Annotated in this window: 14 protein-coding genes; 12 read left to right on the top strand and 2 right to left on the bottom strand. The window is 48.6% G+C overall.

The genetic code is table 11. The features are described 5' to 3' along the window. Window positions 1-191: SurA N-terminal domain-containing protein (locus ACJAYR_RS17205; RefSeq protein WP_415237742.1), on the bottom strand; the 191-nt coding region annotated here is incomplete at its 3' end. Window positions 192-386: 195 nt separating this feature from the next. Here ACJAYR_RS17205 and tpiA point away from each other — a divergent pair. From tpiA to ACJAYR_RS17145, 12 genes are all read left to right on the top strand, one after another. Continuing rightward, window positions 387-1,145, top strand: a complete 759-nt coding sequence (tpiA, locus tag ACJAYR_RS17200) for a triose-phosphate isomerase (protein WP_415237741.1) — start codon at window positions 387-389, stop codon at window positions 1,143-1,145. Between the two features lie 118 nt (window positions 1,146-1,263). Then, window positions 1,264-1,590: a preprotein translocase subunit SecG gene (secG, locus tag ACJAYR_RS17195; RefSeq protein ID WP_169545564.1), complete on the top strand. Its 327-nt coding sequence runs from the start codon at window positions 1,264-1,266 to the stop codon at window positions 1,588-1,590. Window positions 1,591-1,671: 81 nt separating this feature from the next. After that, the gene (locus tag ACJAYR_RS17190; RefSeq protein ID WP_415237740.1) at window positions 1,672-3,303 is read left to right on the top strand and encodes a CTP synthase; all 1,632 of its coding nucleotides are present in this window, start codon (window positions 1,672-1,674) and stop codon (window positions 3,301-3,303) included. A gap of 22 nt (window positions 3,304-3,325) precedes the next feature. After that, a complete protein-coding gene (kdsA, locus tag ACJAYR_RS17185) occupies window positions 3,326-4,156 on the top strand; it encodes a 3-deoxy-8-phosphooctulonate synthase (RefSeq protein WP_415237739.1) in 831 nt (276 codons plus the stop codon). Window positions 4,157-4,195: 39 nt separating this feature from the next. Beyond that, window positions 4,196-5,467: a phosphopyruvate hydratase gene (eno, locus tag ACJAYR_RS17180; protein WP_415237738.1), complete on the top strand. Its 1,272-nt coding sequence runs from the start codon at window positions 4,196-4,198 to the stop codon at window positions 5,465-5,467. Window positions 5,468-5,727: 260 nt separating this feature from the next. After that, window positions 5,728-6,042: an FtsB family cell division protein gene (locus tag ACJAYR_RS17175; RefSeq protein WP_169545560.1), complete on the top strand. Its 315-nt coding sequence runs from the start codon at window positions 5,728-5,730 to the stop codon at window positions 6,040-6,042. 299 nt (window positions 6,043-6,341) lie between these two features. Next, a complete protein-coding gene (gene pdhA / locus ACJAYR_RS17170) occupies window positions 6,342-7,340 on the top strand; it encodes a pyruvate dehydrogenase (acetyl-transferring) E1 component subunit alpha (RefSeq protein WP_169545559.1) in 999 nt (332 codons plus the stop codon). 32 nt (window positions 7,341-7,372) lie between these two features. Further along, on the top strand, window positions 7,373-8,776 hold the full coding sequence (locus ACJAYR_RS17165; protein WP_415237737.1) for a pyruvate dehydrogenase complex E1 component subunit beta: 1,404 nt from the start codon (window positions 7,373-7,375) through the stop codon (window positions 8,774-8,776). An 11-nt stretch (window positions 8,777-8,787) separates the two neighbouring features. Beyond that, entirely contained in the window at window positions 8,788-10,119 is a 1,332-nt protein-coding gene (locus ACJAYR_RS17160) for a pyruvate dehydrogenase complex dihydrolipoamide acetyltransferase (RefSeq protein ID WP_415237736.1), read from the top strand. A 14-nt stretch (window positions 10,120-10,133) separates the two neighbouring features. Further along, window positions 10,134-11,534, top strand: coding sequence for a dihydrolipoyl dehydrogenase (lpdA, locus tag ACJAYR_RS17155; protein WP_415237735.1), 1,401 nt, complete (start codon window positions 10,134-10,136; stop codon window positions 11,532-11,534). A gap of 58 nt (window positions 11,535-11,592) precedes the next feature. Beyond that, window positions 11,593-12,543 carry a lipoyl synthase gene (gene lipA / locus ACJAYR_RS17150; protein ID WP_415237734.1) on the top strand — a complete coding sequence of 317 codons (951 nt, stop codon included), beginning with the start codon at window positions 11,593-11,595 and terminating at the stop codon, window positions 12,541-12,543. Between the two features lie 33 nt (window positions 12,544-12,576). Then, a complete protein-coding gene (locus ACJAYR_RS17145; protein WP_169545554.1) occupies window positions 12,577-13,008 on the top strand; it encodes a type II toxin-antitoxin system RatA family toxin in 432 nt (143 codons plus the stop codon). Between the two features lie 36 nt (window positions 13,009-13,044). On the opposite strand, the gene ACJAYR_RS17140 is transcribed toward ACJAYR_RS17145, so the two are convergent. Continuing rightward, a partial coding sequence (locus ACJAYR_RS17140) for a CinA family protein (RefSeq protein ID WP_415237733.1) occupies window positions 13,045-13,239 on the bottom strand: 195 nt, incomplete at its 5' end.

Raw genomic sequence — 13,239 nt, 5'->3', positions numbered from 1 at the left:
ATGCGATTTTGGTATTCCCTGCGGAATTCGCCAATCGTGACAGTCTGATCGCCAACTTCAATGACATCTGCACCAACAGAACTTCCCAACATATCGCTGCCAATGCCCCAAACGGCAAAACTGGCAACAAGAAGGACTAATAAACCTTTGGCGAGCCATCCACCGGCCCCTTTACGCATCGAATGCAGCATGATCAACCATCTATCGCATAATATAAAATTTGAACTGCCCTTTATATAGGGAGCAGCGGGGCGACATGATAGGGGCTTGAAGTGTCCCGCGTAAACATAGAATTTTGTAAAGCGGTATCTTTATTGAAAAAAAAGTGGCATATGGTCAAAAAAGAGAGATATGAAAGACCAATACACACCAAACTGTGAGGGAAAATGAGCTCGTCATTGCGTCCGTTAATTGCCGGTAACTGGAAGATGAATGGTTTGAAGCGTGAATCAGCCGAAGAACTGAAATCGTTGATACACAAAGCAAGCGAACAAAACTCGGTTGGGTGTGACATTTTGATATGCCCGCCTGCGACTTTGGTCGCGTCGATGGCCGAGTTGGCAAATGGCTCCCCGGTTTCTATTGGTGGGCAGGATTGTCACGCAAACGAAAAAGGTGCCCATACGGGTGATACAAGTGCGCAGATGCTAAAAGATGCCGGCGCAGACTATGTTCTTGTAGGCCATTCCGAACGACGTACGGATCATAATGAAAGCAATGAAGACGTAAAAGCGAAGGCAGAAGCGGCCTTGAAAGCCGGTCTGATTGCTGTTGTTTGTGTTGGTGAAACATTGCAAGAGAGGGAAAGCGGCCAAACTTTATCTGTTATTTCAGGTCAGGTTTCCCGATCATTGCCGGCAGGCGGAACTGCTGAAAATCTTGTGATTGCATATGAACCCGTTTGGGCCATTGGGACAGGTAAAACCCCAACGGTCGAAGATGTTGCTGACGTTCACGCGCATATTCGGAACGATCTACAGGCGTTGTTAAAAGACGCCGATGGTGTTCGGTTATTGTATGGTGGCTCTGTCAAAGGAAGTAATGCGGCCGAGTTGATGAACGTTGCCCATGTAAACGGAGCTTTGGTTGGTGGTGCCAGCCTGAAAGCCGAAGACTTTTGGCCAATTGTTGAAACCAGTCTTTAAAGCGATTATTTATAGAGTTTAAGCTGGTAATCGGTTTGGCTTTGGTGTAGAAGCCCACCAACTGTTATTGATATTTTGGATGCGATATTTATCGCATTAGTCCGGGAATAATTGGATCATGGAAACTATCCTGCTGGTCGTTCATGTTTTGATCGCTGTCTTTTTGATCGGCGTCGTATTGCTTCAGCGCTCTGAAGGGGGTGCTTTGGGAATTGGCGGCGGCGGCGGCGGCGGTGGCGGCGGTGTTATGACCGGTCGCGGGGCTGCGAACCTTTTGACACGGACAACAGCGATCCTGGCGGCGGCTTTCTTCGGGACAAGCATTTTGCTTGCAGTACTGAGCGGAAACCACGCAGCACCGACATCCATCCTTGATCAACCTACTGATAGTGCACCGGCAGCGCCGGCGGTTCCGCAGGAACCTTCAGCACCGATTTCCAACTAGATGGAAAAAAAATCACGAGGCGGCGGGTTGGCCGCCTCTTTTACTTCACGACGTAACAAATTTCAGATATAGTATAATTCCATGGCTCGGTTTATTTTCGTTACCGGTGGTGTGGTTTCCTCTCTTGGCAAAGGACTTGCCGGGGCAGCACTTGCTTCCCTGTTGCAGGCTCGTGGCTACAAAGTGAGAATGAGGAAGCTGGACCCATATATCAATGTCGATCCCGGCACTATGAACCCCTATGAACACGGGGAATGTTACGTAACCGATGATGGGGCTGAAACAGACCTCGACCTCGGTCACTACGAACGCTTTACAGGTGTGGCTTCCAAACAGAGTGACAATGTCACGACTGGGCGGATTTATCAGACCGTTATTCGCAAGGAACGCCGAGGGGATTATCTCGGTGGTACAGTTCAGGTTATTCCTCATATTACAAATGCCATTAAAGAATTCGCGACTGCGGATATCGGCGATGAAGATTTTGTTCTGGTGGAAATTGGCGGAACCGTTGGTGATATTGAAAGCCTTCCGTTTATGGAGGCTATTCGCCAGCTAGGCAACGAATTGCGGAATAACGCGATTTTCATTCACCTGACACTCGTCCCTTATATTGCTGCCGCGGGTGAGCTTAAAACGAAGCCGACCCAGCATTCTGTTAAAGAGTTGCGGTCAATTGGTATTCAGCCGGATATTTTGCTGTGTCGCAGTGAAATGCCGATCCCGGAAGGGCAGCGGGCAAAGATTGGTCAGTTCTGTAATGTACCGCCAGAAGCCGTTATTCAGGCTTTGGATGTCAGAACCATCTATGAAGTGCCGCTCAGCTATCACCATGAGGGATTTGATGCAGCTGTATTGAATGCGTTTGGCATTACGGATGCGCCAGAACCAGATTTGTCCAAGTGGGAAGAAATTGTTGATCGCAGTATCAATCCCGAGGGCGAGGTTAATATCGCAGTTGTCGGTAAATATATTGAACTGCAGGACGCCTATAAATCTCTGACGGAATCCTTGACCCATGGCGGCATTGCCAACAAGGTCAAGGTCAATATCGACTGGATTGAATCAGAAGAGTTTGAAAAAGATCGGGACAGTGTCGCGGATCGTTTTTCTGGCGTTCATGCCATTCTGGTTCCCGGCGGTTTTGGTGAACGGGGCGCAGAAGGGAAAATCCGGGCCGTAACATATGCGCGGGAAAATAAAATTCCGTATTTTGGTATTTGTTATGGCATGCAGATGGCTGTGATCGAAGGGTGCCGAAATCTGGCTGATATGCCACATGCAGGTACGTCCGAATTTGGCGACTTTGATCCGAACGTGGTCGGTATTATGACCGAATGGACAAAAGGCAATAAGACTGAAACCAGATCTGCGGATGGTGATTTGGGCGGTACGATGCGTTTAGGATCGTATCCGTGTGATCTGATTCCAGGGTCCAAGGTTCATGAAATTTATGGGCAGGATCGTATTGATGAACGGCATCGTCATCGCTATGAAGTGAATATTGCCTATAAAGAAGTGCTGGAAAAAGTCGGATACAAGTTCTCTGGATTGTCGCCGCATGGTGATTTGCCTGAAATCGTTGAAATCCCGGATCATCCTTGGTTTATTGGTGTTCAGTTCCATCCGGAATTGAAGTCAAAACCCTTTGATCCACATCCACTCTTCAAGAGTTTTGTAAAAGCCGCTCTGGATCATTCCAGACTGGTCTAAGACGACGGAAACAGGACATATCATGACAAAGCAGCATCATATCAAGATCGGTAATTTCGAGGTTGGCAATGATCTACCGCTGACAATCATCGCCGGACCTTGTCAGATGGAAAGTGCTGAACACGCCATGGATATGGCGGGTCAGTTGCATGAAATGACCCAAGAGCTTGGGATCGGCCTTGTCTATAAATCTTCGTTCGACAAGGCTAACCGATCTTCCATTCATTCGAAGCGGGGAATGGGTCTGGACGGGGCGTTACCGGTTTTTGAACAGGTTCAGAAAGAATTTGGTATTCCTGTTCTGACAGATGTTCATGAGCCCGGCCAATGCGCTGAAGTAGCGACCGTTGTTGACGTTCTGCAAATCCCGGCTTTTTTGTGCCGTCAGACAGATTTGCTCGTTGCCGCTGCGAAGACCGGACGGGTGGTTAATGTTAAAAAAGGGCAGTTTCTGGCACCTTGGGACATGAAAAATGTTGTCGTCAAAATGCAGGAAAGTGGGAACGAACAAATCCTGTTGACCGAACGCGGCGCCAGTTTTGGCTATAATACGTTAGTGAGTGATATGCGGAGCCTGCCAATTATGGCTGAAACAGGGTATCCGGTGGTTTTTGATGCAACCCACTCTGTTCAGCAGCCCGGCGGTCAAGGGGCGACCACGGGCGGTAAGCGGGAATATGTTCCCGTGCTGGCTCGTGCAGCGGTTTCGGTTGGCGTTGCAATGGTGTTCATGGAAACCCATCAGGACCCGGACAATGCTCCCTCAGATGGCCCGAACATGGTTCCAATTCAGGAAATGCGGAACTTGCTACAAACTCTTCAGGCTTTTGATGCCCTCGCCAAAAACCTCTGATTTTACTTCTCAGACACTGATAACAGGAACTCCAATAAAATGAGCGCTATTCTTGATATTATCGGCCGTGAAATTCTTGACAGTCGCGGCAATCCGACCGTTGAAGTTGATGTACTCCTTGATACTGGTGCCTTTGGCCGGGCTGCTGTTCCTTCAGGTGCGTCGACAGGAGCTCATGAAGCTGTTGAACTGCGCGACGGCGGTGATCGCTACAAAGGTAAAGGTGTTCTCAAAGCGGTTGATGCCGTCAATGGTGAAATCTTTGACGCGCTTTCTGGCATGGATGCAGATAGCCAGATTGCCATCGACCGTATCATGATGGAACTGGACGGCACACAGAACAAAAGCCGGTTGGGCGCGAACGCTATTCTAGGTGTTTCTATGGCGCTTGCAAAAGCAGCAGCCGAAGATACTGGACTGCCATTGTATCGTTATATCGGTGGGGCCTCTGCGCGTACGCTTCCAGTTCCGATGATGAATATCATCAATGGCGGAGAACATGCGGATAATCCGATTGATGTTCAGGAATTCATGATCATGCCGGTTTCTGCCGGAAATATCCGCGAAGCGGTTCGCATGGGGTCCGAAATTTTTCATACTTTGAAAAAACAGCTGAGCGATGCTGGTCATAATACCAATGTTGGTGATGAAGGCGGTTTTGCCCCGAATATTGGTGGCACGCGCGATGCGCTTGATTTCATTATGAAATCTATCGAAGTCGCCGGATACAAGCCAGGGGAAGATATTTACCTGGCTCTGGATTCAGCGTCTACAGAGTTTTACAAAGACGGCCAGTATCACCTGAAAGGAGAGGGCAAGGTTCTCTCAGCAGGCGAAATGGTTGATTATTACGCAGCGCTTGTAGGTGACTATCCGATTATCTCTATTGAAGATGGTATGTCTGAAGATGACTGGGATGGCTGGAAGTTATTAACTGATAAAATCGGTGATAAAGTTCAACTGGTCGGGGATGATCTTTTCGTGACAAACCCTGTGCGTCTGGCGGACGGTATTGAAAAAGGGGTGGCCAATTCAATTCTGGTGAAAGTCAATCAGATTGGCACCCTGACCGAGACGCTGGAAGCTGTGGAAATGGCCCATAAAGCCAGCTACTCAGCCGTTATGTCCCATCGTTCGGGTGAAACCGAAGATGCGACCATTGCTGATCTGGCCGTTGCGACTAATTGCGGACAGATTAAAACGGGCAGCCTTGCCCGGTCAGACCGGTTGGCTAAATACAATCAGTTGATCCGGATTGAAGAAGCCTTGGGGGCGTCTGCTGAATATGCTGGCCGCTCCATCTTAAAATAAAACTTATGGTTAAAAGCCTAGTGAAAGAAGGCGGGGTTTCCCGCCTTTTTTTATGGATGCAATAAACCATTCGATTTTACAAAACCTGTCCTTTTATCTTTTTTGAAAAGGATGCCACGATGGGCAGGTGGGCTACGGTTTTCTTTTGAAAAATCGGTTATTTGTCTTGAATAACCACACTTTTGTGCCGCTTTTGAAATATTCGCTGAAATAATCGAATAAACATTGACCCTTATGGAATAATTTGATTCATTAAGAATATGAGCATTAGTTACGAAATTGGCAAAAGACTAAAAGCCGGAGCGGGGCCTATTCTGGGACTGCTGACCATCTGCTATTTTAGTTACCACCTGATCGAAGGCGATCGGGGGCTATTCTCCTATCTGAAATTACAGATGGAAATACAGAAAGCGGAAGCCGAATTTCAAATCACGGAACTTGAAAAAGAAAAGCTGGAAAATCGGGTCAAACTTCTTGATCCAGAGAATCTGGATTTGGATATGCTGGAAGAACGGGCTCGGGAAGTGCTGGGCCTCGCCCATCCGGATGAGCTGGTTATTTACACCGAAAAATAAGTTACATTCGGAACTTCTGATAGGAAGTTGCTTTTCTCACCGCCAATAGAGAATAATTATTTCAAAAAACATCTCTGAAAGTATCTTCTTGTTACGATATTTTGCATATCGTAAGAAAAGCTGTGTTTTTACATTGCTTTGCAGCATTTTTAACCGAAATAACTATAATTTAGTTAATTATACAGAATTTCTTGTTTATTAAGATATTTGTTGCCACATTTAGGCATTATTCGACGCGCCAGGAAGTTTTTCGGCGCCTAAATTATAAAACAGACCAAATTTGTCTAGAGGGAGAGATCATGGCGCGCAAAGCCACTACCGCCCGGAGTAAGTCCACTAAAGTGGATAAAGAACAGGTCAAAAAATTCTACACAGATATGTTGCTGATCCGACGCTTTGAAGAAAAAGCAGGCCAGATATATGGAATGGGCCTGATCGGCGGCTTCTGTCATTTGTATATCGGACAGGAAGCTGTTGTGGTTGGCATGCAGTCGGCCATCAATCCAGATGATGCCGTTATTACATCCTATCGGGATCACGGGCATATGTTGGCCTGTGGAATGGATCCAAAGGGCGTCATGGCAGAATTGACGGGCCGTGAAGGGGGATATTCCCGCGGCAAGGGCGGTTCCATGCATATGTTCTCCAAGGAAAAGAACTTTTATGGCGGTCATGGTATTGTTGGCGCGTGCGTTCCTTTGGGAACGGGGCTTGCCTTCAGTCAGAAATATGACGACACAGACAATGTGACCCTTTGTTATATGGGGGACGGCACTGTTAATCAGGGTCAGGTCTATGAAAGCTTCAATATGGCCGAGTTGTGGACCCTGCCGGTGATTTATATCATCGAAAACAACGAATATGCCATGGGAACTTCGGTCAAAAGGGCCTCGGCACAAACGGAACTTTTCCGTCGGGGTGAAAGTTTCAATGTTCCGGGAGAACAGGTAGACGGCATGGATGTCTTTGCTGTTGCAGAAGCGGGCCGCAAGGCTGTTGAATGGGCACGCAGCGGCAAAGGTCCTTACATTCTGGAAATGAAAACCTATCGCTATCGCGGACATTCCATGTCTGATCCGGCAAAATATCGCTCTAAAGAAGAAGTGAACAAAAAACGGGCTGAAAGTGATCCTATCGAACGGGTTCGGGAAAAACTGTTGAACGACAAGGTTTATACAGAAGATGAATTGAAGGAAATTGATCGGGACGTAAAAGCAATTGTCGCCAAAGCAGTAGAGTTTGCGCAGGAAAGTCCGGAACCTCATCCGGATGAACTGATGACTGATATCGTAGCCTAAGCACAGAGCAATTCGAATTAAGAGGGTATCTAATGCCAACAGAAATTTTAATGCCGGCTCTGTCGCCGACCATGACCGAAGGAAAACTTGCTCGCTGGAATGTGAGTGAGGGGGATACTGTCGCCTCTGGTGACGTCCTGGCAGAGATCGAAACAGATAAAGCGACGATGGAAGTGGAAGCCGTTGATGAAGGCACTGTCGGAAAAATTCTGATTGATGCAGACACGGACAATGTCGCAGTGAACACACCGATCGCTCTTTTACTGGAAGAGGGAGAGGATAAAAGTGCTTTGGACGGATATTCTTCCAAAGCGCCAGAAGCAGCCTCCGAAGGCGCAGAGGACGACGACGATAGCGACAGTGACAATCAAGACGACCGTTCGTCTTCTGTTGTTATCGAAAGTTCGGGCGACGCTTATGATGCCAGCGGAGAAATCCCTGAAGGCACTGAAATGGTCAAAATGAGTGTACGAGAAGCGCTCAGGGATGCCATGGCCGAAGAAATGCGAAACAATGACCGCGTTTTTATCATGGGCGAAGAGGTTGCTGAATATCAAGGGGCCTATAAAGTAACGCAAGGCTTGCTTGACGAGTTCGGCGCCCGCCGCGTGATCGATACGCCGATTACAGAGCATGGTTTTGCCGGTATTGGTGTGGGCGCGGCCTTTCACGGTCAACGTCCTATTGTTGAATTTATGACCTTCAATTTTGCCATGCAGGCTATTGATCAGATTGTAAACTCAGCGGCTAAAACCCGATATATGTCGGGCGGCCAGATGTCCAGTCCGATTGTTTTCAGGGGTCCTAATGGCGCGGCTTCACGGGTTGGGGCCCAGCATTCACAGTGTTTTGCGGCCTGGTACGCCCATGTGCCTGGTTTGATTGTCGTTGCGCCTCATACGGCGTCGGATGCCAAGGGACTATTGAAATCCGCAATTCGTGATGAAAATCCAGTAATTTTCCTTGAAAACGAAATTTTGTACGGACAAAGCTTCGATGTTCCGGTTCTGGACGATTTCACTGTGCCGCTCGGGAAGGCGAAAGTCGCACGTTCAGGCGATGATGTATCCATCGTTTCCTTTGGAATGGGGATGACATATGCCCTTGATGCCGCTGAAAAGCTTGCGGCGGACGGCGTAAATGCAGAGGTAATTGATCTGCGTACAATTCGGCCTTTGGATATGGATACAATTCTTGCTTCTGTCCGGAAAACAAATCGCTGTGTAACCGTCGAAGAAGGATGGCCGCAACATGGTGTGGGGGCTGAACTTAGCGCACAAATCATGGAAAAAGCGTTCGATTATCTGGACGCGCCGGTCATTCGGGTGACAGGTAAAGACGTGCCTATGCCTTATGCCGCTAATCTTGAAAAATTGGCCCTGCCGAGTGCGCAGGACGTCATCGATGCGGTGAAAGCCGTCACATATCGTTCTTAAGGGGAAGCCGGATGCCAATTACAATTACAATGCCAGCTCTCTCTCCGACGATGACAGAGGGCAAGCTTGCCAACTGGCAGGTTAAAGAAGGGGAAAGTGTTTCTTCAGGGGATGTTTTGGCTGAAATTGAAACAGACAAAGCAACGATGGAAGTAGAAGCCGTTGATGAAGGGGTTCTTGGTAAGATCCTTGTTGAGGGCGGTACGGACAACGTCGCCGTCAATACGCCCATTGCCATTCTTCTAGAGGAGGGGGAAGATCAAAGCGCCCTCGATAATTACTCACAAGATGGTGCCTCGTCAGCCGGTTCTTCAAAACCGGAGGATAAACCGGTGGCCCCTGAAGAGAGTGCCGCGCCCGAAAAACCGGCTAAACAGTCCGGTGGATCAGCAGGCGACAAAGTCGTTACCGGCGGCCGTGTTTTTGCGAGCCCTCTGGCGCGTCGCATTGCATCGAACGAAGGGGTTGATGTTGCCGATATAGATGGCACGGGTCCACGTGGACGGGTGATCAAAGCCGATGTGGAAGCCTTTGTGAAGTCAGGGGGAGCCGCTGCCCGTAAGTCGGATGCCAAAGCGGAAGACAGTGCTAAAGCTGGTGGAACGACGGCTCAACCAACGGCTTCTTCGGGTCCTGTTGCAACGACACCGCCGCATGCAGGAGAGCATGAAGAGATTGCCTTGAACGGTATGCGCAAAACAATTGCGAAGCGCCTGACCGAAGCCAAGCAAACCATTCCGCATTTCTACCTGACGGTTGAATGTGAACTGGATAATCTGCTTTCCATGCGAAAAGACCTGAACGCACGGGGAGACGATTATAAAATTTCGGTCAATGACTTCGTTATCCGGGCGTCGGCACTGGCACTGCGGAAGCTGCCACAAGCCAATGCGATCTGGGGCGGTGACAAGATCCTTCAGTATAAGGATATTGATATTGCCGTCGCTGTTGCGGTTGACGGGGGGCTGATTACCCCGGTTGTCCGTACAGCAGATCAAAAAGGCCTGGCGAGTATTTCAAACGAAATGAAGTCTTTGGCTGGCAAGGCGAAAGACGGAAAACTGATGCCGGAAGAATATCAGGGCGGATGCTTCTCGATTTCCAACCTTGGTATGTTCGGGATTAAGGAATTTTCCGCTGTGATTAACCCACCGCAATCAGCCATTTTGGCCGTCGGTGCGGGGGAACAGCGGCCTGTTATCCGGGATGGTGCGGTGGCGATTGCGACCGTAATGAGTGTGACATTGTCTTGTGATCACCGGGTTATTGATGGCGCTGTTGGCGCAGAACTTCTTAAATATTTCAAAGGCTATATCGAAGAGCCTTTGACAATGATGCTTTAAAGAGGACGGCACAAATGGCAGAAACAAATTTTGATTTGGTCGTCATCGGAACAGGCCCGGGCGGATATGTCGCCGCAATCCGGGGCGCGCAGCTAGGTCTGAAGACTGCGGTTATTGAACGGGAACATTTTGGCGGTATTTGCTTGAATTGGGGCTGTATTCCGACAAAGGCGTTGTTGAGAACCGCAGAAGTTTATCGCAACATTCAGCATGCCGAAAGTTATGGCATTAAGGTTGAAAAGGCTTCTGTCGATCTGGAAGCCACTGTCAAGCGATCCCGTCAGGTTGCGGCTCAATTGTCCGGCGGTATCTCCGGTTTGCTGAAAAAGAACAAAATCGCAGTCTTTGAAGGGCAGGGGAAAATTGCCGGATCCGGAAAAGTGTCTGTCGAAAAAGACGGCAGCAAAACCGTTCTTTCAGCAAAACATACGATCCTTGCCACAGGGGCCCGGGCCCGCAACCTTCCCGGACTGGAGCCCGATAGCAAGCTTATCTGGTCCTATAAAGATGCGTTGGTGCCCGATACAACACCTAAAAAACTTCTGGTAGTTGGTTCCGGTGCAATTGGCATTGAATTCGCCAGCTTCTTTAATGCACTTGGATCAGATGTCACGGTTGTCGAGGTCATGGACCGAATTTTACCGGTCGAAGATGCTGATATTTCGGCGCATGCAGAAAAAGCCTTTAAAAAACAGGGGATGACCATAAAAAAGTCAACCAATGTGACAGAGCTGAAGAAATCGTCCAAGGACGTAACCGCCACTTTCAAGGATGCCAAGGGTAAAACCAGCACAGATACCTTTGATCGGGTGATCATGGCTGTTGGAATTGTTGGAAATGTGGAGGATATTGGGCTCGAAGGTACGAAGGTAAAAGTTGACCGCAGCCACATTGAGGTGGATGAATTCAGCCGGACAGGCGAGGCCGGTGTTTACGCCATTGGCGACCTGACGGGTCCTCCTTGGCTGGCCCACAAAGCGTCCCATGAGGCAATTATCTGCGTCGAGAAAATCGCTGGTGTAAAAGATGTTCATCCGTTAGTTACAACCAATATTCCTGGCTGTACTTATTGTCACCCACAAGTGGCGTCCGTTGGGCTGACAGAAAAGGCCGCCATTGAGGCTGGTCATGAAGTGAAGGTTGGTCGTTTTCCGTTTATCGGAAATGGTAAAGCTATCGCCCTTGGAGAACCCGAGGGGTTGGTAAAAACCATATTTGATGCGAAAACAGGGGAACTTATCGGGGCTCATATGATCGGGGCCGAAGTTACAGAGTTGATTCAAGGCTTCGGCATTGCTAAAACCCTCGAAACAACTGAAATCGAACTGATGCATACGGTCTTCCCGCATCCGACGTTATCGGAAATGATGCATGAGTCTGTTCTTGATGCCTACGATAAGGTTATCCATATGTGAGGGAGAGCTTCGTTAAATCGACAGTTTTCCTTCTTTGATCGAGTAAAGTGATATTGCCATGACTGAGAATACTCAAGTTGAAGCACGTGTAAGGCATCCGGAAAAGGCTCACAAGCCTGACAACCCGGTGAAACGCAAGCCGTCCTGGATACGGGTGAAGGCTCCTGTGTCAAAGCAATATCACGAAACGCGCGAATTGATGCGGGGGCTTAATCTTACGACTGTTTGTGAAGAAGCGGCCTGCCCAAATATTGGCGAATGCTGGGCTAAAAAGCATGCGACGATGATGATTATGGGTGAAATCTGCACGCGAGCCTGCGCTTTTTGTAACGTTTCAACGGGCAAACCAAATGCCCTTGATCCGTTTGAGCCGTTCAATGTGGCGACAGCCGTTAAGACAATGGGGCTTGAACATGTTGTTATTACTTCTGTTGACAGGGATGATCTGGCCGATGGTGGGGCACAGCATTTCGCAGAAGTTATTCAGGCGATACGGGAATCATCTCCGGCAACAACAATCGAAATCCTGACCCCTGATTTCTTGAAAAAAGACGGCGCCCTGGAAATAGTTGTTAAAGCGAAACCGGACGTTTTCAATCATAATCTGGAAACTGTTCCAAAATTGTACACAACGGTGCGCCCGGGCGCCCGTTATTTCCATTCTCTTCGATTGTTGCAACAGGTGAAAGAACTGGATCCTACAATCTTCACGAAATCGGGTCTGATGGTCGGCCTTGGTGAAGAGAAAGAAGAAGTTCTACAAGTGATGGACGATATGCGTGTTGCGGATATCGACTTTATTACCATTGGTCAGTATTTACAGCCAACCGTCAAACATCATGGACTCGATCGGTTTGTAACGCCGGAAGAATTTGGCGTGTATGAACGTCAGGCCTATGCAAAAGGCTTTTTGATGGTATCGTCGTCGCCACTGACCCGGTCCAGTCATCATGCGGGTGAGGATTTTGCCAAGTTGCGGGCTGCACGTGAAAAAGCTCAGGCTAAGTAATAGTTGAAACGATAAAAACAAGCACGAGTAACCATGCCAACACATGCAGAGCAGCGCGTCTTGCCTCACAGCCCCCAGCAGCTTTTTGATCTGGTCGCTGCGGTCGATAAATATCCGGAATTTCTACCTTGGTGTATCGGCGCGCGCATTAATTCCCGCATTGATGATGTCATCATGGCGGATCTTGTGATCGGCTTTAAGATGTTTCGGGAAAAATTCACGTCCCGCGTAACCCTTGATCAGGAAAATATGCGGATCGATGTGGAATATATGGATGGCCCGTTCAAATATTTGAATAATCACTGGATTTTTGAACCGCATCCTGAAGGCTGCAATATCGATTTCTTCGTCGATTTCGAGTTTAAATCGATGCTTCTGCAAAAAACAATTGGAATGCTTTTCAACGAAGCGGTCCAACGTATGATTGCGGCTTTTGAAACCCGGGCAAAAGATCTGTATGGATAATCCGTCTGGTTGTCGGTCTGTTCATTCAAGCCCGATTTAGGATTTCGCTGCCTTCAGCAACATTTCCAGGGCTGTCGTGACGGTTGCGAGGCGGACATTGAGGCGCCCGATATCTCCATAATCCATTTGCCGATGCTCCATCACACCGTCTCGGTTTGCAACGGCCAGATGAACCCGTCCTCCGGGCTTATCCGCGGTTCCGCCAGGTCCAGCAATACCGGTTACCGCTAC

It is taken from the genome of Sneathiella sp. (assembly GCF_047631475.1).
In the GTDB taxonomy this organism is placed as follows: Bacteria; Pseudomonadota; Alphaproteobacteria; order Sneathiellales; family Sneathiellaceae; genus Sneathiella.
Note: the sequence above shows the minus strand (reverse complement) of the source record. Positions and strands in the feature narration are given on the sequence as shown.

Bases quoted from the DNA above. Each gene is read 5' to 3' on its own strand.
- tpiA (WP_415237741.1), top strand. From the start codon at position 387: ATGAGCTCGTCATTGCGTCCGTTAATTGCCGGTAACTGGAAGATGAAT.
- secG (WP_169545564.1), top strand. From the start codon at position 1,264: ATGGAAACTATCCTGCTGGTCGTTCATGTTTTGATCGCTGTCTTTTTG.
- ACJAYR_RS17190 (WP_415237740.1), top strand. From the start codon at position 1,672: ATGGCTCGGTTTATTTTCGTTACCGGTGGTGTGGTTTCCTCTCTTGGC.
- kdsA (WP_415237739.1), top strand. From the start codon at position 3,326: ATGACAAAGCAGCATCATATCAAGATCGGTAATTTCGAGGTTGGCAAT.
- eno (WP_415237738.1), top strand. From the start codon at position 4,196: ATGAGCGCTATTCTTGATATTATCGGCCGTGAAATTCTTGACAGTCGC.
- ACJAYR_RS17175 (WP_169545560.1), top strand. From the start codon at position 5,728: ATGAGCATTAGTTACGAAATTGGCAAAAGACTAAAAGCCGGAGCGGGG.
- pdhA (WP_169545559.1), top strand. From the start codon at position 6,342: ATGGCGCGCAAAGCCACTACCGCCCGGAGTAAGTCCACTAAAGTGGAT.
- ACJAYR_RS17165 (WP_415237737.1), top strand. From the start codon at position 7,373: ATGCCAACAGAAATTTTAATGCCGGCTCTGTCGCCGACCATGACCGAA.
- ACJAYR_RS17160 (WP_415237736.1), top strand. From the start codon at position 8,788: ATGCCAATTACAATTACAATGCCAGCTCTCTCTCCGACGATGACAGAG.
- lpdA (WP_415237735.1), top strand. From the start codon at position 10,134: ATGGCAGAAACAAATTTTGATTTGGTCGTCATCGGAACAGGCCCGGGC.
- lipA (WP_415237734.1), top strand. From the start codon at position 11,593: ATGACTGAGAATACTCAAGTTGAAGCACGTGTAAGGCATCCGGAAAAG.
- ACJAYR_RS17145 (WP_169545554.1), top strand. From the start codon at position 12,577: ATGCCAACACATGCAGAGCAGCGCGTCTTGCCTCACAGCCCCCAGCAG.